Source organism: Micromonospora sp. NBC_00898, from assembly GCF_045207895.1.
In the GTDB taxonomy this organism is placed as follows: domain Bacteria; phylum Actinomycetota; class Actinomycetes; order Mycobacteriales; family Micromonosporaceae; genus Micromonospora.
The window spans coordinates 7,120,545-7,140,028 of record NZ_CP108775.1; the positions used below are offsets into that span (position 1 = coordinate 7,120,545).

20 protein-coding genes are annotated in these 19,484 nt (G+C 70.7%); 13 read left to right on the plus strand and 7 right to left on the minus strand.

Translation table 11 applies throughout. The features are described from left to right. Positions 1–34: 34 nt before the first annotated feature. From atpA to OG799_RS34650, 7 genes are all read left to right on the plus strand, one after another. Positions 35–1,687, plus strand: a complete 1,653-nt coding sequence (atpA, locus tag OG799_RS34620) for a F0F1 ATP synthase subunit alpha (protein ID WP_406041415.1) — start codon at positions 35–37, stop codon at positions 1,685–1,687. 3 nt (positions 1,688–1,690) lie between these two features. Further along, the gene (locus tag OG799_RS34625; RefSeq protein ID WP_406041417.1) at positions 1,691–2,620 is read left to right on the plus strand and encodes a F0F1 ATP synthase subunit gamma; all 930 of its coding nucleotides are present in this window, start codon (positions 1,691–1,693) and stop codon (positions 2,618–2,620) included. Next, positions 2,620–4,056: a F0F1 ATP synthase subunit beta gene (gene atpD / locus OG799_RS34630; protein ID WP_406041419.1), complete on the plus strand. Its 1,437-nt coding sequence runs from the start codon at positions 2,620–2,622 to the stop codon at positions 4,054–4,056. Before OG799_RS34625 ends, atpD begins: the two co-directional genes overlap by 1 nt. Before the next feature lie 213 nt (positions 4,057–4,269). Beyond that, positions 4,270–5,412 carry an LCP family protein gene (locus tag OG799_RS34635; protein ID WP_406046493.1) on the plus strand — a complete coding sequence of 381 codons (1,143 nt, stop codon included), beginning with the start codon at positions 4,270–4,272 and terminating at the stop codon, positions 5,410–5,412. A 148-nt stretch (positions 5,413–5,560) separates the two neighbouring features. Next, the gene (locus OG799_RS34640; protein ID WP_089012816.1) at positions 5,561–5,839 is read left to right on the plus strand and encodes a F0F1 ATP synthase subunit epsilon; all 279 of its coding nucleotides are present in this window, start codon (positions 5,561–5,563) and stop codon (positions 5,837–5,839) included. A gap of 12 nt (positions 5,840–5,851) precedes the next feature. After that, positions 5,852–6,307: a DUF2550 domain-containing protein gene (locus tag OG799_RS34645; RefSeq protein ID WP_406041421.1), complete on the plus strand. Its 456-nt coding sequence runs from the start codon at positions 5,852–5,854 to the stop codon at positions 6,305–6,307. A gap of 726 nt (positions 6,308–7,033) precedes the next feature. Next, entirely contained in the window at positions 7,034–7,627 is a 594-nt protein-coding gene (locus OG799_RS34650; protein WP_406041423.1) for a hypothetical protein, read from the plus strand. A gap of 227 nt (positions 7,628–7,854) precedes the next feature. On the opposite strand, the gene OG799_RS34655 is transcribed toward OG799_RS34650, so the two are convergent. Continuing rightward, positions 7,855–8,271, minus strand: coding sequence for a VOC family protein (locus tag OG799_RS34655; RefSeq protein WP_406041425.1), 417 nt, complete (start codon positions 8,269–8,271; stop codon positions 7,855–7,857). Then, positions 8,247–8,819 carry a cob(I)yrinic acid a,c-diamide adenosyltransferase gene (locus OG799_RS34660; RefSeq protein WP_406041427.1) on the minus strand — a complete coding sequence of 191 codons (573 nt, stop codon included), beginning with the start codon at positions 8,817–8,819 and terminating at the stop codon, positions 8,247–8,249. The genes OG799_RS34655 and OG799_RS34660 overlap by 25 nt, the downstream gene beginning before the upstream one ends. Between OG799_RS34660 and murA the strand changes: the two genes are divergently transcribed. Further along, the gene (murA, locus tag OG799_RS34665; protein WP_406041429.1) at positions 8,818–10,257 is read left to right on the plus strand and encodes a UDP-N-acetylglucosamine 1-carboxyvinyltransferase; all 1,440 of its coding nucleotides are present in this window, start codon (positions 8,818–8,820) and stop codon (positions 10,255–10,257) included. The two genes, OG799_RS34660 and murA, sit on opposite strands and share 2 nt — an antisense overlap. Positions 10,258–10,337: 80 nt before the next feature. Next, complete coding sequence (locus OG799_RS34670) at positions 10,338–11,186, plus strand: 3-hydroxyacyl-CoA dehydrogenase family protein (RefSeq protein ID WP_406041431.1); 849 nt, start codon at positions 10,338–10,340, stop codon at positions 11,184–11,186. 37 nt (positions 11,187–11,223) lie between these two features. Here the strand turns inward: OG799_RS34670 and OG799_RS34675 are convergent, their stop codons facing one another. From OG799_RS34675 to OG799_RS34685, 3 genes are all read right to left on the minus strand, one after another. After that, entirely contained in the window at positions 11,224–12,036 is an 813-nt protein-coding gene (locus tag OG799_RS34675) for an alpha/beta hydrolase (protein WP_406041433.1), read from the minus strand. Positions 12,037–12,115: 79 nt separating this feature from the next. Further along, complete coding sequence (locus OG799_RS34680; RefSeq protein WP_406041435.1) at positions 12,116–12,961, minus strand: ABC transporter permease; 846 nt, start codon at positions 12,959–12,961, stop codon at positions 12,116–12,118. Beyond that, positions 12,958–13,806 (minus strand): ABC transporter ATP-binding protein, encoded by an 849-nt coding sequence (locus OG799_RS34685; protein WP_406041437.1) that lies wholly within the window; start codon positions 13,804–13,806, stop codon positions 12,958–12,960. Before OG799_RS34685 ends, OG799_RS34680 begins: the two co-directional genes overlap by 4 nt. Before the next feature lie 151 nt (positions 13,807–13,957). Between OG799_RS34685 and OG799_RS34690 the strand changes: the two genes are divergently transcribed. After that, on the plus strand, positions 13,958–15,964 hold the full coding sequence (locus OG799_RS34690) for a protein meaA (RefSeq protein WP_406041439.1): 2,007 nt from the start codon (positions 13,958–13,960) through the stop codon (positions 15,962–15,964). Between the two features lie 100 nt (positions 15,965–16,064). Here the strand turns inward: OG799_RS34690 and OG799_RS34695 are convergent, their stop codons facing one another. Continuing rightward, positions 16,065–16,361, minus strand: a complete 297-nt coding sequence (locus OG799_RS34695; protein WP_406041441.1) for a DUF1540 domain-containing protein — start codon at positions 16,359–16,361, stop codon at positions 16,065–16,067. Positions 16,362–16,990: 629 nt separating this feature from the next. Here OG799_RS34695 and OG799_RS34700 point away from each other — a divergent pair. Together OG799_RS34700 and OG799_RS34705 are read left to right on the plus strand one after the other, a co-directional pair. Continuing rightward, positions 16,991–17,575 carry a hypothetical protein gene (locus tag OG799_RS34700; protein ID WP_406041443.1) on the plus strand — a complete coding sequence of 195 codons (585 nt, stop codon included), beginning with the start codon at positions 16,991–16,993 and terminating at the stop codon, positions 17,573–17,575. 255 nt (positions 17,576–17,830) lie between these two features. Next, positions 17,831–18,055, plus strand: coding sequence for a hypothetical protein (locus OG799_RS34705; protein WP_406041445.1), 225 nt, complete (start codon positions 17,831–17,833; stop codon positions 18,053–18,055). 97 nt (positions 18,056–18,152) lie between these two features. Here the strand turns inward: OG799_RS34705 and OG799_RS34710 are convergent, their stop codons facing one another. After that, complete coding sequence (locus tag OG799_RS34710; RefSeq protein ID WP_406041447.1) at positions 18,153–18,743, minus strand: DUF4126 domain-containing protein; 591 nt, start codon at positions 18,741–18,743, stop codon at positions 18,153–18,155. Between the two features lie 71 nt (positions 18,744–18,814). Here OG799_RS34710 and nucS point away from each other — a divergent pair, with 71 nt between their 5' ends. Beyond that, complete coding sequence (gene nucS / locus OG799_RS34715; RefSeq protein ID WP_406041449.1) at positions 18,815–19,474, plus strand: endonuclease NucS; 660 nt, start codon at positions 18,815–18,817, stop codon at positions 19,472–19,474. Positions 19,475–19,484 lie beyond the last annotated feature (10 nt).

Here is a 19,484-nt window from a genome sequence, read left to right on the forward strand (position 1 = left end):
TATCCCGGGCCCCTGAAATTTAAGGAAGCAGAGGATGGCCGAGCTGACCATCTCGACGGAGGAGATCCGCGGCGCCCTGGAGCGCTACGTCTCCTCCTACTCGACCGACGTCTCCCGCGAGGAGGTCGGCACCGTCGCCGACACCGGTGACGGCATCGCCCACGTCGAGGGCCTGCCCTCGACCATGACCAACGAGCTCCTGGAGTTCGAGGACGGCACGCTCGGTGTGGCGCTGAACCTCGACGTCCGGGAGATCGGTGTCGTCGTTCTCGGTGACTCCGCGAAGCTCGAGGAGGGGCAGCGCGTCAAGCGCACCGGCCGGGTGCTCTCGGTTCCGGTCGGCGACGCCTTCCTCGGCCGGGTGGTGGACGCGCTCGGCCAGCCGATCGACGGGCTCGGCGACATCGCCAACGAGGGCTTCCGCGAGCTGGAGCTCCAGGCCCCGAACGTGATGGCCCGGCAGTCCGTCTTCGAGCCGCTGCAGACCGGTATCAAGGCGGTCGACGCGATGACCCCGATCGGTCGGGGCCAGCGGCAGCTGATCATCGGTGACCGCAAGACCGGTAAGACCACGGTCGCCCTGGACGCCGTGCTCAACCAGCGGGACAACTGGCGCTCCGGCGACCCGAAGAAGCAGGTCCGCTGCATCTACGTCGCCATCGGCCAGAAGGCCTCCACGATCGCCTCGATCAAGGGCATCCTGGAGGAGGCGGGCGCGATGGAGTACACCACCATCGTCGCCTCCCCGGCCTCCGACCCGGCCGGCTTCAAGTACCTCGCCCCCTACACCGGTTCGTCCATCGGACAGCACTGGATGTACGGCGGCAAGCACGTCCTGATCATCTTCGACGACCTGAGCAAGCAGGCCGAGGCGTACCGCGCCGTGTCCCTGCTGCTGCGCCGCCCGCCGGGCCGCGAGGCGTACCCGGGTGACGTCTTCTACCTGCACTCCCGCCTGCTGGAGCGCTGCGCGAAGCTCTCCGACGAGCTGGGTGGCGGCTCGATGACCGGTCTGCCGATCATCGAGACGAAGGCCAACGACATCTCGGCCTTCATCCCGACCAACGTCATCTCGATCACCGACGGTCAGATCTTCCTGGAGACCGACCTGTTCAACCAGGGCGTCCGGCCGGCCATCAACGTCGGTACCTCGGTCTCCCGGGTCGGTGGCGCCGCGCAGGTGAAGCCGATGCGGAAGGTCGCCGGTTCGCTGCGGCTGAACCTGGCCCAGTTCCGCGAGCTGGAGGCGTTCGCCGCCTTCGCCTCCGACCTGGACCGGGCGTCCCGTGCCCAGCTGGACCGCGGTTCCCGCCTGGTCGAGCTGCTCAAGCAGCCGAACTACTCGCCGTACCCGGTGCAGGAGCAGGTCGTCTCGGTCTGGGCCGGCGTCGAGGGCAAGCTGGACGACATCCCGGTGGGCGAGGTCCGCCGCTTCGAGTCGGAGTTCCTCCAGTACCTCCGGCACAAGCACGAGGGCACCCTCGTGGCGATTGCCGACAACAAGTGGGACGACGAGATCATCGGCACCCTGGACCAGGCCATCACCGAGTTCAAGCAGATGTTCCTGGGCAAGGAGGACGAGCAGCGGATCAACGAGGCGCCGGCCAAGCCGCTGGAGGGCGAGGAGAACCGCGAGACGGTGACCCGCTTCCGGGACGGCTCGACCGACCGCCCGGTAGAGAGCTGATCCATGGCGGCCCAGGTTCGCGTTCTTCGCCAGCGGATCCGCTCGGCGAAGGGGATGAAGAAGATCACCAAGGCGATGGAGCTCGTGGCGACGAGCCGGATCGCCAAGTCCCAGGCCCGGGTGGCGGCGTCGCTGCCGTACGCCCAGGCCATCACCGGCGTGCTCACGGCGCTGGCGTCCAACGCGCGGATCGACCACCCGCTGCTCACCCCGCGTGAGCGGGTGCGGCGGGCCGGCGTCCTGCTGGTCACCAGCGACCGGGGCCTGGCCGGCGGTTACAGCTCCAACGCGATCAGGACGGCGGAGTCGCTGATCGCCCGGCTCAAGGCCGACGGCAAGGAGCCGGTGCTCTACGTCGTCGGGCGCAAGGGCGTCGGGTTCTACCGGTTCCGCAACCGGCCGATCGAGGCGAACTGGACCGGCTTCTCCGAGCAGCCGTCCTTCTCAGATGCCCGCCAGGTGGGCGAGACGCTGATCAAGGCGTTCACCGGCGGCGCGGACGACGTCGACGGCGGGGCCGGGGCGGACGGGGTGCTCGGCATCGACGAGCTGCACATCGTCTACACCGAGTTCCACTCCCTGATGACCCAGACGCCGGTCGCGAAGATCATTGGCCCGATGCAGGTCGAGGACCGTCCGCGGTCCGAGGGGCTGCTGCCGGCGTACGAGTTCGAGCCGGAGGCGGAGGCGCTGCTCGACGCGCTGCTGCCGAAGTACATCAACACGCGGATCTACGCGGCGTTGATCGAGTCGGCGGCGAGCGAGTCGGCGGCCCGGCGGCGGGCGATGAAGAGCGCCACCGACAACGCCGAAGAGATGATCGAGAAGTACACGCGTGAGATGAACACGGCCCGTCAGGCCGGGATCACCCAGGAGATCAGCGAGATCGTCGGCGGCGCGAACGCGCTCGCCGCGTCGGGAAGTGAAGTGTGATGACTGCCCCAGTAGAGACCAAGACGGCCACAGGTCGCGTGGTCCGGGTCATCGGCCCGGTCGTCGACGCCGAGTTCCCGCGCGACGCCATGCCGGCCCTGTTCAACGCCATGCACGTCGACGTGACGCTCTCCGGCGGCGAGAAGACGCTGACCCTGGAGGTCGCCCAGCACCTGGGTGACAACATGGTCCGCGCCATCTCAATGCAGCCGACCGACGGCCTGGTCCGCGGCGCCGAGGTGCGCGACTCCGGCTTGCCGATCACCGTTCCGGTGGGCGACGCGGTCAAGGGTCACGTCTTCAACGCGATCGGCGAGTGCCTCAACCTCACCGAGGGTGAGACCATCGAGGCCGACGACCGGTGGGGCATCCACCGCAAGGCCCCGGCCTTCGCGGACCTGGAGCCGAAGACCGAGATGCTGGAGACCGGCATCAAGGTCATCGACCTGCTCGCCCCGTACGTCAAGGGTGGCAAGATCGGCCTGTTCGGCGGCGCCGGCGTGGGCAAGACGGTGCTCATCCAGGAGATGATCACCCGGGTGGCCCGGAACTTCGGTGGCACCTCGGTCTTCGCGGGCGTGGGTGAGCGCACCCGCGAGGGCAACGACCTCATCGCCGAGATGACCGAGTCCGGTGTCATCGACAAGACGGCGCTGGTCTACGGCCAGATGGACGAGCCGCCGGGCACCCGGCTGCGGGTGGCGCTGTCCGCGCTGACCATGGCGGAGTACTTCCGTGACGTGAAGAAGCAGGAGGTGCTGCTCTTCATTGACAACATCTTCCGCTTCACCCAGGCCGGTTCCGAGGTCTCCACGCTGCTGGGCCGCATGCCGAGCGCCGTGGGTTACCAGCCGACCCTGGCCGACGAGATGGGCGAGCTCCAGGAGCGGATCACCTCCGTCCGGGGCCAGGCCATCACCTCGATGCAGGCGATCTACGTGCCCGCCGACGACTACACCGACCCGGCGCCGGCCACCACGTTCGCCCACCTGGACGCGACCACCAACCTGGAGCGGTCGATCTCCGACAAGGGCATCTACCCGGCCGTGGACCCGCTGGCGTCCTCGTCCCGGATCCTCGCCCCGGAGTTCGTCGGCCAGGAGCACTTCGCGGTGGCCACCGAGGTGAAGCGGATCCTGCAGCGCTACAAGGACCTGCAGGACATCATCGCCATCCTCGGTATCGAGGAGCTCTCCGAGGAAGACAAGATCACCGTGCAGCGCGCCCGGCGGATCGAGCGCTTCCTGTCGCAGAACACCTACGCGGCGGAGCAGTTCACCGGCGTGCCGGGCTCGACGGTCCCGATCGCCGAGACCATCGAGGCGTTCAAGAAGATCAGCGAGGGCGAGTACGACCACTTCCCCGAGCAGGCGTTCTTCATGTGCGGCGGTCTCGAGGACCTCGAAGCCAAGGCCAAGGAGCTGATGGAGGGTTAGACCTAGGTCACACCCAGTGGAGGCCACCCCGGCGTCAGCCGGGGTGGCCTCCCTCCGTTTGGGGCCGGTGCTAGCAGATGTCCGCTTCGGCGGCAAGCGGCTCCCCGGAGTGCGGGGTACCGTTCGTGGCACGACGCTCACATAGGAGTGTTGATCTCTGCAACGAAACGGTCGCGTGGGCCCGTCTTCCAGTCATGGGCGCGACGAATGGAGATGCTCGTGGGTAAGGCCGGCACGGACGGCGGCAAGCGGTCCTTCTGGCGCGGGGTGCCCCGCTGGGCCCGCGTGTGCACCGCCTTCGGTGTGGTCCTCATGGTGCTCAGCGGCGCGGTGCTGGTGGGCTACGAGACGCTGCTGTCCCGCTACGAGGGCGCGGTCGGCAAGGGCGACCTCTTCGGCGACCAGGCGGCCGGCGCCCAGCAGCGCAAGAGCAACATCAAGGGCCCGCTGAACATCCTGCTGGTCGGCATCGACCCCCGCAACCCGGAGACCCCGCCGCTGGCGGACTCGATCATGATCCTGCACGTGCCGGCCGGGATGGACCGCGGCTACCTCTTCTCGCTGCCCCGGGACCTGCGGGTGGACATCCCCGCGTTCCCCAAGGCGAACTTCGCCGGGAAGACGGACAAGCTGAACGCGGCCATGTCGTTCGGCAGCCGGGTCCCGGGCCAGAACCCGGACGCCGCGCGCGGCTTCGAGCTGCTCGCCAAGACCGTGCAGCAGGTCACCGGGATCGAGCGCTTCGACGCCGGCGCGATCATCAACTTCACCGGCTTCAAGAAGATCGTCGACGCGATGGGTGGCGTCGACATGTCCATCGAGCGGGACGTGAAGTCCGAGCACCTGAAGCCGGACGGCAAGGCGCGCCAGCTGAAGCCGGGCGGCGGGGGCTATCTCGGCCCGCAGGCCGAGTACAAGAAGGGCAACGCGCACCTCAACGGCTGGCAGGCGCTGGACTACGTCCGCCAGCGCTACCCGAAGAACGGCGTGCCGGACGCCGACTACGGCCGGCAGCGGCACCAGCAGCAGTTCATCAAGGCGATGGTCAACCAGGCGCTCAGCGCCGACGTGGTGACCAACCCGATCAAGCTGGACCGGGTCGTCCGGGCCGCCGGCCACTCGCTCATCTTCAACGGCCGCGGCAACAGCGTGGTCGACTTCGCGATCGCCCTGAAGGGCATCCGGTCGGACAAGATCGAGACCATCAAGCTGCCCGGCGGGGCCATCGGCGCTGGCTCGGCGTACAAGGGGGAACGGCTGCTGCCGGCGGCGCAGGACTTCTTCACCGCCATCCGCACCGAACAGGTGGACGCCTTCATGCTGGAGCACCCCGACTTCAAGCAGAAGAACAGTTAACGTGAGCGCGAGCGGGCCCCGGCGCACGCCGGGCCCCGCTCGCGTGGCACCGGCGCCGCCCGTGGCGCAGCTCTCGCCACCCGCGTTGGGTGGCCCTCGGGGTCGCGACTAGACTTTCGGCAATCCGCCGCCGCAGCAAGGAGACAGCGTGGCACAGCAGCTTCACGTCGAGCTCGTAGCCGTCGAGGAGAAGGTCTGGTCCGGCGAGGCCGAGATGGTCGTCGCCCGGACGACCGAGGGTGAGCTGGGTGTGCTTCCGGGCCACGCGCCGCTGCTCGGCCAGCTCGCGGAACCCAGCCAGGTCCGCATCAAGCAGGCCGGCGGCCAGCAGGTGGCGTACGACGTCGCCGGCGGCTTCCTCTCCGTGACCGGTGAGGGCGTCACCGTCCTCGCCGAGAGCGCCACCCCCGCCACTCCGGCCCGCTGAGCCGATCCGCCGGTGGAGATCGTGGAAGGGATCGGAATCGGCGTAGCGGTCGTGCTCGCCGCACTTCTGATCCTCTTCATCCGGCGGGCCCTGTTCACCCGCACCGGAGGCATCATCCGGCTCAGCGTCCGGGTCTCCACGATCCTCGACGGCCGAGGCTGGTCACCCGGGTTCGGCCGGTTCGTCGGGGATCAGCTGCGGTGGTACCGGATGTTCAGCTTCGCCCTGCGCCCCAAGCGGGTGCTCTCCCGCGAAGGGCTGGCCGTGGAGCGCCGCCGGCTTCCGGAGGGGCAGGAACGCCTCTCCATGCCCGCCGACTGGGTGATCCTCCGCTGTACCAGTAACCACGCGCCGGTGGAGATCGCCATGGCACGGTCCACGGTCACCGGCTTCCTCTCCTGGCTCGAGGCCGCCCCACCCGGGGCGGTCTCGCCGCGTCTGGCCTCCCAGGACTGGCCCGCCGCCTGACCTTTCACCTGACCTGGTCCGGGTCCGCCCGTCCGCGCCGGGCCGGCTGTCGGATGTCACCCGCCGGCTTCGTCGGTGGCCGCCGTCTGGGGTGACTCGCCGGCTGATCCCGTCCCGTGGTCGGGTGTGACCCGCCGGGCTTCGTCGGTGGCTGCGGTCTGGGTGCGGCGGGCCGGGTTCGTCGGTGGTTGCGGTTTCGGGTGTGGCCCGCCGTGCCCGGCTCCGGGCGGTCAGGCTTGATCCCTGCGCCGGTCACGGCGGGCCACACCCGCGTCGTGGTCGTCCTGCGTCGTGGCCGCGCAGTTGGTGATCGACTTGTCCTTGCGGCCATGTCGAGTGGATCAAAGCCGGACGGCGGGTCTGCTGGCGGCGTGACGGCCGGGCAACAGGGCGACGGCGAGGGGTCGGCCCGGCGACGGCGGCAGCGCGGGGTTTTGTCCGGTTGTGGTTGTGGTTGTGGTCTGGCTGCGCCGACGCCTGAGCGGCCCGGCCACCCGTGGGGCGCTATGTCCGGTTTGAGGGTGTGGTCGGCGGCATCCCGGGGCCGGAATGATGGCGGGCCGCCGGTCGTTACACATGGTCCCGGCGCAGCGAAGAGGCCCAATGCCCCGCGCGCCGGATCCCCCGAAGACTTTCCCCTTTGAGCGCCTGACGTGGTGCTTGCGTACACGGCGTGCCGACCCCCATCGGCCGCGTGTCGCGCCAACCCCCGAATGGAGCTTCATCATGAACACGATCATGCGGAAGAGCGTGCTTGGTGTTGCTGGTCTGGCCTTCGCCGGTGGTGTGTTCGCCGGTCCGGTCGCCGCTCACGCGGCCGCCCCGGTTGATGGCAAGCCGGTCGCGGTGGCGGTGCAGGCCGACAAGCCGGGCGTCGACATGTCGAAGCTGATCCCGCACGGTGTGCAGGGCGCCCAGTCGAAGATCACCCTGAACGACGAGCAGACCGCCAACGCGAAGGCGATCATCGCCGCGACGAAGAAGGCCGGTCTGCCGGAGCGGGCCGCGGTCATCTCGATCGCCACGTCCCTGCAGGAGTCGAAGCTGGAGAACCTGGGTCACCTGGGTGACGCCAACGACCACGACTCGCTGGGCCTGTTCCAGCAGCGCCCGTCCTCGGGTTGGGGCACGCCGGAGCAGATCACCAACCCGGAGTACGCGACCCTGGCGTTCGAGAAGGGCCTGAAGCAGGTCGACGGCTGGCAGGACATGCCGCTGACCGAGGCCGCCCAGACGGTGCAGGTGTCGGCGTACCCGGACGCCTATGCCCAGTGGGAGCAGCAGGCCGCCGACCTGGTCGCCCAGCACTGGAACAGCTGACCTCAGAGCAAGTAATGCGCCGCTGGCCGGCACCCCCAACAAGGGGTGCCGGCCAGCGGCGTTTCCACGTACCGCAGAAGGAACCGCGACCGGCGGGTGGACCGGGACCAAGGTCAGGGCTGGGGGCGACCGTCCCCGGCGCAGGGATCAAGCCTGACCGCCCGAAGCCGGGGACGGTCGCCCCCAGCCCCCAACCGCAACCACAAACAAAGCCGCAACCACGGAGCTCAGACCGAACCGACCAGCTCCACCTCATACCCCTGCCCGTCCGCAAGGTAAGCCGCGTACGTCCCCGGGCCGCCCGCCTGCGGGTGCCGGTCCGGGAAGAGCAGCTCCCACCCGTGGTCGGGAGCGGCGACAACGAGGGCGTCCACCGCGGCAGGTGGGCCGGCGTGGAAGGCGAGGTGGTTGAGTCCCGGCGCGAGCCGGTCGTGGACCTGCCCGGAGAGTTCGGGGGACTTTTCCATGACCAGGTACGTGGGGCCGAGCCGCCAGGAGCGGCCGGCGGGCCAGTCCTGGTACGGCGTCCAGCCCAGCTCGCCGAGGAGCCAGCCCCAGCTACGCGTGGCGGCGGCGAGATCGGGGACCCAGACCTCGACGTGGTGGAGGACCCCGACGGTCAGCGCTTCCCGCCCGGAACCCATAGCACATCTCCGTCCGGATTTGCCGTTCTTGACAGGATAAAGAGCAGATCGGAGAGGCGGTTGAGATACTTTGCCGGGAGGGAGCTGGTCCGGTCGGGGTCGTGCGCGACCAGGGCCCACGCCGCACGCTCGGCGCGCCGGGCGATCGTCCGTGCCACGTGCAGCAGCGCCGCGCCAGCGGTGCCGCCGGGGAGGATGAAGGAGTCGAGCTTGCTCAGGCGTGCGTTGTACTCGTCGCACCAGCCCTCGATGCGCTCCACGTACTCCTCGGTGACCCGCAGCGGCGGGTACTTCGGGTCCGGCTCGACCGGGGTGGCCAGGTCCGCGCCGACGTCGAACATGTCGTTCTGGATCGACTCCAGCACCGCCCGCAGCTCGTCGTCGAGCTGCCCAAGCGCGAGCGCGACGCCGATCGCCGCGTTGCACTCGTCGACGTCCGCGTACGCGGCGATCCGTGGATCGGTCTTCGGCACCTGCTCGTTGTTGCTCAGCCTGGTCATGCCGGCGTCGCCGGCCTTGGTGTAGATGCGCGTGAGGTGGACGGCCATGACGCACAGCCTACGGATACCGGACCTGACCATCCCGGCGCGGCCGGACCAGGCCGGCTGGCCGGCCGGGGTGGGCCCGGGGGACGCCGGTGACCCGGCGATCAACGACGTCGACGTCATCCGGGTGCGCGGTGATGCGCGGCTGGCCGGCACGGTTCACGTGGTGGGGGCGAAGAACTCGGCGCTCAAACTGATGGCGGCCGCGCTCCTCGCCCCCGGGCGGAGCATGATCACCAACGTTCCCCGGATCACCGACATCGCCATCATGGGCGAGGTGTTGCGCCGGCTGGGCTGCGGTGTACGGTTCGGCGCCGACGACCCGGTCGATCCGATGGTGGCCCGCGGCGGCGTGGAACGCTCCCGGTCGGTCGTCATCGACGTGCCGGAGCGGCCCGGCGCGGAGGCCGACTACGACCTGGTCCGGCGGCTGCGCGCGTCGATCTGCGTGCTGGGCCCGCTGCTGGCCCGCCGGGGGTACGTGCGGGTGGCGCATCCGGGCGGGGACGCGATCGGCTCCCGCGGCCTGGACATGCACATTTCCGGGCTGACCCGGATGGGGGCGGCCATCTCCGGTGAGCACGGCTTCGTCATCGCGTCCGCCCCGGACGGTCTGCACGGCGCGGACATCGTGCTGGACTTCCCCAGCGTGGGCGCGACGGAGAACCTGGTGATGGCGGCGGTGCTGGCCCGGGGCGTCACGGTGATCGACAATGCGGCCCGGGAGCCGGAGATCGTCGACATCTGCTCGATGCTGATCCGGATGGGCGCCCGGATCGAGGGGGAGGGGACCTCGACCCTGCGGATCGAGGGGGTCCCCGAGCTGCGCCCGGTGCGGCACGCGACGGTGGGGGACCGGATCGTCGGCGGGACCTGGGCGTTCGCCGCGGCGATGACGCGCGGGGACGTGACGGTGACCGGCATCGACCCGGCGTTCCTGGAGGTCGCGCTGGACAAGCTGGTCTCGGCCGGCGGCCTGGTGGAGACCCACGGCGACGCCTTCCGGGTACGCATGGACGACCGCCCGACGGCGGTGGACGTGGTGACACTGCCCTATCCGGGCTTCGCCACCGACCTGCTGCCGATGGCGATCGGGCTGGCCGCGGTCAGCGACGGGGCGTCGCTGATCACCGAGAACATCTTCGACGGCCGGTTCATGTTCGCCAACGAGATGATGCGCCTCGGCGCGGACATCAAGACCGACGGCCACCACGCGGTGGTACGCGGCCGGGACCGGCTCTCCGGCGCCCCGGTCCGGGCCACCGACATCCGGGCCGGCGCCGGCCTGATCATCGCGGGGCTCTGCGCCGACGGGGTCACCGAGGTCTCCCACGTGCACCACGTGGACCGCGGCTATCCGGACTTCGTGGCGGACCTGCGGGCCCTCGGGATCGAGGTGGAGCGGGGCTCGATCCCGGACGAGCCGGCTCTGGAGATCTGACCCCGGAGAGGGCTTAGCCGTCGTTCAGGCTCGCCGACTAGGGTGCTGGCAGGTACTCAATCGCAGCGAGGGAGAAGCAGATGGCGGGTCGACTCGCGGTCGTCGGTGCCGGGCTGATGGGCTCGGGCATCGCCCAGGTGGCGGCGCAGGCGGGCTGGCAGGTGACGCTGCGGGACCTGGACGACGCGGCCACCGAGCGGGGCGTCGACGGCATCCGGAAGTCGCTGGAGAAGTTCGCCGAGAAGGGCAAGATCGAGGCGTCCGAGGTCGAGGCGGCGCTGGGCCGGATCACCCCGACGACTGACCTGGAGGCGGTCGCCGACGCGGACATCGTGGTCGAGGCGGTCTTCGAGCGGCTGGAGATCAAGCACGAGGTGTTCCGCGCGCTGGACAAGATCTGCAAGGCCGACGCGGTGCTGGCCACCAACACCTCGGCGATCCCGGTCACCCAGATCGCGGCGGTGACCGAGCGGCCGGAGTCGGTCGTCGGCACCCACTTCTTCTCCCCGGTGCCGATGATGAAGCTCTGCGAGCTGGTCCGCGGCTACAAGACCAGCGACGAGACCCTGGCGACGGTGAAGGCGTTCGCCGAGGAGATCGGCAAGACCGTCGTGGTGGTCAACCGGGACATCGCCGGTTTCGTCACCACCCGGCTGATCTCCGCGCTGGTCGTCGAGGCGGTCAAGCTGGTCGAGTCCGGCGTGGTGTCGGCGGAGGACCTGGACACCGCCTGCCGGCTCGGCTTCGGCCACGCCATGGGCCCGCTGGCCACCACCGACCTGACCGGCGTGGACGTGCTGCTGCACGCCTCGAAGAACATCTACACCGACACCGCCGACGAGAAGTTCTTCCCGCCGGAGCTGCTCCAGCGCATGGTCACCGCCGGTGACCTGGGCCGGAAGACCGGCAAGGGCTTCTACTCGTACTGAGTCGCCCGGTGACGCCCCCGGCCGCCGGTCGGGGGCGTCACGCCGTCCGGGGCGGCGTGAGCGCGGCGCCGAGCAGGGTGAAGGCGTCCGGGATGACGGTGCCCCAGTAGGCGAAGTTGTGCCGGCCGTCGGCCCAGGCGGCGCGTGCCGGCGGCTCGGGCAGCGCCCGGGCCAGGGCGCGAACATCCTTGAGGAAGTTGTCCTGCCGGCCGCACCACAGGCCGACCGGGGTGCCGCGCAGCCGCGCCGCCCCGGCGAAGACCGCGTCGTCGGGCCGGACCGCGGGGGAGAAGGCAGCCACCGCGCGCAGCCAGCCTGGGTACGTCTCGGCGAGCAGCAGCGCGCCGAAGCCCCCCATCGACCAGCCCCAGACGGCCAGCCGGGAGGTGTCGAAGCCGCGCCGGGCGCACCAGGTGGGCACCTCCTCCCGCACCATTCGTTGCGGGTCGTCGTCGCCGGAGCGCCGCCACGAGAGCCGGCCGCCGCTGGCACCGGCGAGCACGAAGGGCGGCGCGCCCCGGCGTACCGCGTCGGTGAGGAAGCGGGCGAAGCCGAAGCGGGGGAAGTCCCGGGCGGTGGCGGAGGCGCCGTGCAGCACCAGGCAGACGGGCAGGCCACGGCCGTCGCCGTACCCCTCGGGGACGGCCGTCCAGAAGTCGACCTCGCGCCCTCGGGCGCCGGGCGCGATGCGGATCAGCCGCTCGTCGCCGGCCGGGGTGTCCGGCACGGCGGGGTCCGGTCCGGTCCGCGGCCGGGACAGTTCCCGGGCGGTGAGTCCGCCGACCACGGCTGCGGCGGCCGTGCCGGCACCGGCCGCCAGCAGCCGGCGCCGGGTCAGTGCGTGCGCCATGCCGGCGAGTGTCCCACCTGCGGCGTCAGGAGGGCCCCCTGCTGTCCGCCAGGCGTTGACAGGGGCCCCTCCTTACCTCTCAGCCGTCGCGCTTGGTGGTCCAGCGGAAGGTGGTCAGGCACAGGACCAGGCCGATCACGCACCACGCGGCCAGCACCAGGGCGACCCGGCCCAGCTCGAACGAGCCGCCGGGCTCCTGGGCGCCGAAGCTCTCCGGCAGGAAGACCGAGCGCAGCCCCTGGCACATCCACTTCAGCGGGAAGAGCGCCGCCACCTGCTGCATCCAGGTCGGCAGTTGGGTGAAGACGAAGAACACCCCGGAGATGAACTGGAGCACCAGCGCGACCGGGGTGACCACGGCGGAGCCGCTGCGCGCGGTGCGGGCCAGGGAGGAGATGGCGATGCCGCAGAGGGTGCAGGCGGTGATGCCGAGCGCGGCGACCCAGCCGAAGGTCAGCCACTTCGTGGCGGTGTCGGGCAGTTTCAGGTCGAACAGCAGCACCGCGACGATCAGCAGCAGGGCGGTCTCGGTGACGCCGATGGCCACCACCATGATCACCTTGCCGGCGAACCAGACCCACTTCGGCATCGGCGTGCCCCGGTAGCGCTTGAGCACGCCCCGGTCCCGTTCGATCGGGATCCAGATGCCGAGGTTCTGGAAGCTCACCGTCATCAGGCCGGTCGCGATCATGCCGGTGATGAAGTACTGGGTGAACTTCACCCCGCCACCGATCTCACCGCTGAAGATCGAGGCGAAGATCAGGATCATGATGATCGGGAAGCCCATCGTGAAGACGACGGACTCTCGGCTGCGCAGGAACTGGGTGATCTCCAGCCGCCCCTGGCGCAGCGCGAGGGCGCCCGGCCCGAGCCGCCGGGCCGGGATCGCGGCGACCGGGGCCGCCGGCTTCGTGGTGGTCGTCATGAGTGTCCGATCATCCTCAGGTAGACGTCTTCCAGGGTCGGCCGGGTCACCGTGAGGCCGGGGACCTCGCCGCCGTGACGCGCGGCCAGCTCCGCCACCAGGGCCGTCGGCGTCGCACTCTCCGCGGTCTCCAACGCCCCGTCCGGGGTACGCCAGGAGACCGTGGCGAGGGCCTCCTGCCGGTTGCCCAGCCGGTTGGGCGGTGCCACCTCGACCAGCCGCCCGGCGGCGATCACGCCGACCCGGTCGGCGAGCGCCTCGGCCTCGTCCAGGTAGTGCGTGGTCAGCACGATGGTGGTGCCGGCGGCGGCCAGGTCCCGGATCAGCTCCCAGAACTCCCGCCGGGCCTCCGGGTCGAAGCCGGTGGTCGGCTCGTCGAGGAAGAGCAGCTCGGGGCGGCCGATGATGCCGAGCGCCACGTCGAGCCGGCGCTTCTGGCCGCCGGAGAGGGTGTGGGTCCGCGCCTTCGCCTTGCCGCCGAGCCCCACCCGCTCGATCACCTTGTCCGGATCGTCGGCGTCGGCGTAGAAGCCGGAGAAGTGCCGGACCACCTCGGCGACGGTCAACTCGTCGAACTCGCCGGTGCCCTGAAGCACGATGCCGACCCGGGAACGCCAGTGCGGGTCGGGGCGGGCGGGGTCGCTGCCGAGGACGGACACCTCGCCGGCGTCGCGCCGCCGGTAGCCCTCCAGGATCTCCACCGTGGTGGTCTTGCCCGCGCCGTTCGGGCCGAGCAGGGCGAACACCTCACCGCGGTGGACGTCGAGATCCACTCCCGCCACCGCGACGTTGTCGCCGTACGCCTTGCGCAGTCCCCGTACGGAGATCGCGAGCTCGTCATCCATGCCGTCAAGTGTGCGACCTGGCCGCCATCGCGCGAAGTCCGGGGTGTGGCGGTCCGGGCCATGTCGGGCGCTTCCCGCCCGGACGTCCGCGACATGGACCTGTGTGGTTTTCCACAGCCCGTTTTACTGAACGGTAACTTAGACTCCGGCCATGGACGAGAAGGCTCTCCCGGGCCGGCTGCCGGAGCGCGACCGCCCGTGGGTGATGCGCACGTACGCCGGGCACTCCTCCGCCGCGGCGACCAACGCGCTCTTCCGCCGCAACCTGGCGAAGGGGCAGACCGGCCTCTCGGTCGCCTTCGACCTGCCCACCCAGACCGGGTACGACCCGGACCACGAGCTGGCCGCCGGGGAGGTGGGTCGGGTCGGGGTGCCGGTGGCGCACGTCGGCGACATGCGGGCCCTCTTCGACGGCATCCCGCTCGCCGACATGAACACCTCGATGACCATCAACGCGCCGGCGATGTGGCTGCTCGCCCTCTACGGCACGGTCGCCGCCGAGCAGGGCGCCGAGCTGTCGGGCTGCGCCGGCACCACGCAGAACGACATCATTAAGGAGTACCTGTCCCGGGGGACGTACATCTTCCCGCCGGCGGCGTCGCTGCGGCTCACCGCCGACGTCATCGCGTACACGCTGCGCGAGATGCCGAAGTGGAACCCGGTCAACATCTGCTCGTACCACCTGCAGGAGGCCGGCGCGACGCCGGTGCAGGAGGTCGGCTTCGCGCTGGCCACCGCGGTCGCCGTGCTCGACGCGGTGCGCGACTCCGGCCAGGTGCCCGCCGAGCGGATGGGCGATGTGGTGCAGCGGATCTCCTTCTTCGTCAACGCCGGGGTGCGCTTCGTCGAGGAGATCGCCAAGATGCGCGCCTTCGGGGCGCTCTGGAACGAGATCACCCGCGACCGGTACGGCGTCACCGACGCCCGGCAGCGCCGCTTCCGGTACGGCGTCCAGGTCAACTCGCTCGGCCTGACCGAGGCCCAGCCGGAGAACAACATCCAGCGCATCGTGCTGGAGATGCTCGGTGTGACCTTCTCCCGCGACGCCCGGGCCCGCGCCGTGCAGCTCCCCGCCTGGAACGAGGCGCTCGGCCTGCCCCGCCCCTGGGACCAGCAGTGGTCGCTGCGCATGCAGCAGGTCCTCGCGTACGAGTCGGACCTGCTCGAGTACCCCGACCTGTTCTCCGGCTCGCACGTGATGACCGCGCTGGTCGACGGCATCGTCACCGGGGCCCGGGTCGAGCTGGAGAAGGTGCTGGAGATGGGTGGCGTGGTGGCCGCCGTGGAGACCGGCTACCTCAAGAGCGCCCTGGTCGCCTCGCTCGCCGACCGGCGCCGACGGATGGAGTCGGGCGCCGACGTGGTGGTCGGCGTCAACCGGTTCACCGAGACCGAGCCGTCCCCGCTGACCGCGGCCGGCGCCGAAGCCGTCGAGCAGGTCGACCCCGCGGTGGAGGCGGCCGCCGTCGCCTCCGTACGCGAATGGCGGGCCGGTCGGGACGGCGCGGCGGTCGACGCGGCCCTCGCCCGGCTCCGCGCGGACGCCGCGACCACGACGAACCTGATGGCTGCGACGCTGGGGTGCGTGCGGGCCGGGGTGACCACCGGCGAGTGGGCCGGCGCGCTGCGCCAGGTCTTCGGCGAGTACCGGGCGCCGACGGGCCTCGCCGGCGGCGCCGGCTCCGGCGGCGACGCCGGACTCGCGGCCGTCCGCGAGCGGGTCGCCGCCACGGCCCGCGAGCTGGGCAGCGGCCGACTGCGGCTGCTGGTGGGCAAGCCCGGCCTGGACGGGCACTCCAACGGCGCCGAGCAGATCGCGGTACGCGCCCGCGACGCCGGCTTCGAGGTGGTCTACCAGGGCATCCGGCTGACCGCCGGGCAGATCGTCGCCGCCGCCGTCGAGGAGGACGTGGACCTGGTCGGGCTCTCGGTGCTCTCCGGCTCGCACCTGGCCGCAGTGCCGGCCGTGCTGGACGGCCTGCGCGCCGCCGGTCGTGGCGACCTGCCCGTGGTGGTCGGCGGCATCATCCCCGCCTCGGACGCGCAGACGCTACGGGCGGCCGGGGTGGCCCGGGTCTTCACCCCGAAGGACTTCGCGCTCACCGGCATCATCAACGAGCTGGTCACCGTCATCCGCGAGGCCAACGACCTGCGCTGAAAGGAAGGGCCCCGGTCAACGCCTGGCGTTGACCGGGGGCCCTCTTAACAAATTCGCCCAGGTCAGCGGCTTCGGTCCGGGCCAGTGGCTCTCGCCCGGGTCAGCGGCTCTGGTAGGTGATGCAGTCGGCCATGTCCATCGCCGGGCCGACGGTGATCGCCGGGGCGTGGCACTCCAGGTCCGAGTTGTGCCGGCAGTCCGAGCGTGAGCAGGCGCCCACCTGCGCGACGAGCTGGTCGATCCCGCCGCGCACCGGCAGCTCCACGAAGGTGTGGCAGTGGGCGTGGTCGCTGCTGCCGATCGTGATCGCGAACGCGTGGCAGTCGTTGGTGTGGTTGTAGGCGCAGGACGCGACGGCGCATTCCTGGACCCGGGGCATCTCCATCGCTGCGGTCATCGGTGACCCTCCTTAGGCTCCTGATCCCATTTTAGGCATTTGGCCGTTTCGTCCTCGGCCCTTTCGGGTTCGTGGTGGGTCGCGGTGAGGGGTGCGGCCCGCCGTGCCCGGCTCCGGGCGGTCAGGCTTGATCCCTGCGCCGGTCACGGCGGGCCACACCCCCGCCGTGCGCGGGCTCCGCGCGCCGGCACCAGGTCGGGTCTCCGCGTACGTGGTTTCCGCCCCCTGCTGGTGTCGATCTGTGGCCGGGTTTGGGGCGGGTCGCCGTCGTTCGGCGCGCGGCCATGCCGGTGTTGGTTTCGCCCCGCCCGGGCGATGGGCGGTCTGGGTCGGATGTCCGTTTCCGGGGTGACCGGTGGCATCCCCGGGCCGGAATCGTGGCCGGGCCGGGGTCGTTACATATCGCGTACGACCGAGTACCTGGCCCGCTCGACCGGGCCGGACGGTCCCCGGGAATGGTGGTGGGCCGCCGGTCGTTACACATGGTCCCGGCGCCGCGAAGAGGCCCCGCCCCGCGGTCGGACCGGGCAGAGACTTTCCCCCTTGTGCTTTTGAGCGCCTGACGGTGCTTGCGTCTGCCGCTGACCCCCGTCGGTGGTGTGACGCCAACCCCCGAATGGAGCTTCATCATGAACTCGATCATTCGTAAGAGCGTGCTGGGTGTTGCTGGTCTGGCGTTTGCCGGTGGTGTGTTCGCCGGTCCGATCGCCGCTCACGCCGACACCGGCCCCGTGGCCGGCAAGGCCGCCGCGGTGCAGGCCGACAAGCCGGACATGGGCAAGCTGATCCCGCACGGTGTGCAGGGCGCCCAGTCGAAGATCACCCTGAACGACGAGCAGGTTGGCAACGCGAAGGCGATCATCGCCGCGACGAAGAAGGCGGGTCTGCCGGAGCGGGCGGCGGTGATCTCGATCGCCACGTCGCTGCAGGAGTCGAAGTTGGAGAACCTGGGTCATCTGGGTGACGCCAACGACCACGACTCGCTGGGCCTGTTCCAGCAGCGCCCGTCCTCGGGTTGGGGTACGCCGGAGCAGATCACCAACCCGGAGTACGCGACCCTGGCGTTCGAGAAGGGCCTGAAGCAGGTCGACGGCTGGCAGGACATGCCGCTGACCGAGGCCGCCCAGACGGTGCAGGTGTCGGCGTACCCGGACGCCTACGCCCAGTGGGAGCAGCAGGCCGCCGACCTCGTCGCCGCCAACTGGAACAGCTGACCCAACCGAAGACACGCGATACGCCGCTGGCCGGCACCCCGAGACAGGGGTGCCGGCCAGCGGCGTTTCGGCGTACCGGTTGGAGACCGTGACCATCATCCGGGGGGCCGACGGCCTCCGGTCGGGTGTGTCGGAGGTCCGGTTTCGGGAGTGTGATCCACGGCCTGGTGGGGGGCGGAATCGCGGGTGGCCGGGGGCGGTTGGAGTCAACGGCCGAGTAGGCCGTTCCGCCCGACCCCCGAATGGAGCTGTGCGATGATCACGATCTTCCGTAAGAGCGTTCTCGGTGTGGCTGGTGCGGCTTTCGCTGGTGCCGTGCTCGCCGGTCCGATGGCCGCGCACGCCGACGTCTGCCCGATCGAGGGCCTGGCGGCCGCCGCGCTGCCGTTCGACGAGCCGGACAGCGGCAAGCTGGTTCCCTACGGTGCGCAGGGCGCTCAGTCGCGGATCGATCTGACCGCTGAGCAGACCACCGCCTGAGGCGCCGAAGCAGGTCGCACGAACGCCGGCCGACACCCGTCTGACAGGGGTGCCGGCCGGCACCGTCTCGGCAGGCGTACGCCTCGGCGGGGGAAGGTCAAGCTCGGGCGGCCCGCCGCTCCCGACGCCGACGCAGGAACCAGAACAGGAACGCCACCAGACCGACCAGGAAGACCAGCACCAGCACCGGCAGCAGGATCGCCACCACCGACATGACGGCGCTGGTCGCGTCCTCGGCGGTGCTGGCCACGGGGGCGCCGAAGCCGGCCGTGGTCGCGTTGATCACGGGCCGGGCGGCGGACTTGATCAGGTGCACGCCGAGCGCGATCAGGACGCCGGTCACCACCGGCACCCACTGGTGCGAGGAGAAGAAGGTGTCCGGGTCGCTGACGGTGACGGTCTCCGAGGTGGAGCCGGCCCCGAAGGCGAGGCCGCCGGCGGTGGGCCGGACCACCGTCTGCACCACGTCGTTGACGTGGTCGACCACCGGCACCTTGTCGGCGACCACCTCGATGGCGAGCAGCACGGCGAGGATCAGGATGACCCAGCCGTTGCCCAGCCACTGCCAGCCGCTGGGCAGGTCGATGAGATCGGTGTAGCGCGCCAGCAGACCCATCAGGAGCAGCGGGATGTAGGCGTTCAGGCCGGCCGACGCGGCGAGGCCGGAACCGGTGAGGACTTCGAGCACGATCACAGCATCGCACCGGCACGCCAGTGCCGCTCGGTGGCGACGGCCGGGGCCTCGGCTACCCTCCTCGGGTGCGGTTGGTGATTGCGAAATGCGCGGTGGACTATGTCGGACGGCTCTCGGCTCACCTGCCGCTGGCCACCCGGCTGCTGATGGTGAAGGCGGACGGCTCGGTGTCGATCCACGCGGACGACCGGGCGTACAAGCCGTTGAACTGGATGAGCCCGCCGTGCCGGCTGGAGGAGGCCCCCGGCGTCTGGCGGGTGGTCAACAAGGCCGGCGAGGAGCTGCGGATCACCCTGGAGGAGGTCTTCCAGGACACCTCGTACGAGTTGGGCGTCGACCCGGGCCTGCGCAAGGACGGCGTCGAGGCGCACCTGCAGGAGCTGCTGGCCGCCAACCCGACGACCCTCGGCGAGGGTTTCACGCTGGTCCGCCGGGAGTACATGACCGCGATCGGGCCGGTCGACCTGCTCTGCCGGGACGCCAACTCCGGCGCCGTCGCCGTCGAGGTGAAGCGGCGCGGCGAGATCGACGGCGTGGAGCAGCTCACCCGCTACCTGGAACTGATGAACCGGGATCCGCTGCTCGCCCCGGTCACCGGTGTCTTCGCCGCGCAGGAGATCAAGCCGCAGGCGCGGGTGCTCGCCACCGATCGGGGCATCCGCTGCGTCGTGGTCGACTACGACAAGCTGCGCGGCATCGAGCGCGACGAGCTGACGCTGTTCTGAGTGGCCCGCC

Coding starts and splice junctions, on each gene's coding strand:
- atpA (WP_406041415.1), top strand. CDS start 35: ATGGCCGAGCTGACCATCTCGACGGAGGAGATCCGCGGCGCCCTGGAG.
- OG799_RS34625 (WP_406041417.1), top strand. CDS start 1,691: ATGGCGGCCCAGGTTCGCGTTCTTCGCCAGCGGATCCGCTCGGCGAAG.
- atpD (WP_406041419.1), top strand. CDS start 2,620: ATGACTGCCCCAGTAGAGACCAAGACGGCCACAGGTCGCGTGGTCCGG.
- OG799_RS34635 (WP_406046493.1), top strand. CDS start 4,270: ATGCTCGTGGGTAAGGCCGGCACGGACGGCGGCAAGCGGTCCTTCTGG.
- OG799_RS34650 (WP_406041423.1), top strand. CDS start 7,034: ATGAACACGATCATGCGGAAGAGCGTGCTTGGTGTTGCTGGTCTGGCC.
- OG799_RS34655 (WP_406041425.1), bottom strand. CDS start 8,271: ATGGGTTCCGGGCGGGAAGCGCTGACCGTCGGGGTCCTCCACCACGTC.
- murA (WP_406041429.1), top strand. CDS start 8,818: ATGACGCACAGCCTACGGATACCGGACCTGACCATCCCGGCGCGGCCG.
- OG799_RS34660 (WP_406041427.1), bottom strand. CDS start 8,819: ATGGCCGTCCACCTCACGCGCATCTACACCAAGGCCGGCGACGCCGGC.
- OG799_RS34670 (WP_406041431.1), top strand. CDS start 10,338: ATGGCGGGTCGACTCGCGGTCGTCGGTGCCGGGCTGATGGGCTCGGGC.
- OG799_RS34675 (WP_406041433.1), bottom strand. CDS start 12,036: ATGGCGCACGCACTGACCCGGCGCCGGCTGCTGGCGGCCGGTGCCGGC.
- OG799_RS34680 (WP_406041435.1), bottom strand. CDS start 12,961: ATGACGACCACCACGAAGCCGGCGGCCCCGGTCGCCGCGATCCCGGCC.
- OG799_RS34685 (WP_406041437.1), bottom strand. CDS start 13,806: ATGGATGACGAGCTCGCGATCTCCGTACGGGGACTGCGCAAGGCGTAC.
- OG799_RS34690 (WP_406041439.1), top strand. CDS start 13,958: ATGGACGAGAAGGCTCTCCCGGGCCGGCTGCCGGAGCGCGACCGCCCG.
- OG799_RS34695 (WP_406041441.1), bottom strand. CDS start 16,361: ATGACCGCAGCGATGGAGATGCCCCGGGTCCAGGAATGCGCCGTCGCG.
- OG799_RS34700 (WP_406041443.1), top strand. CDS start 16,991: ATGAACTCGATCATTCGTAAGAGCGTGCTGGGTGTTGCTGGTCTGGCG.
- OG799_RS34705 (WP_406041445.1), top strand. CDS start 17,831: ATGATCACGATCTTCCGTAAGAGCGTTCTCGGTGTGGCTGGTGCGGCT.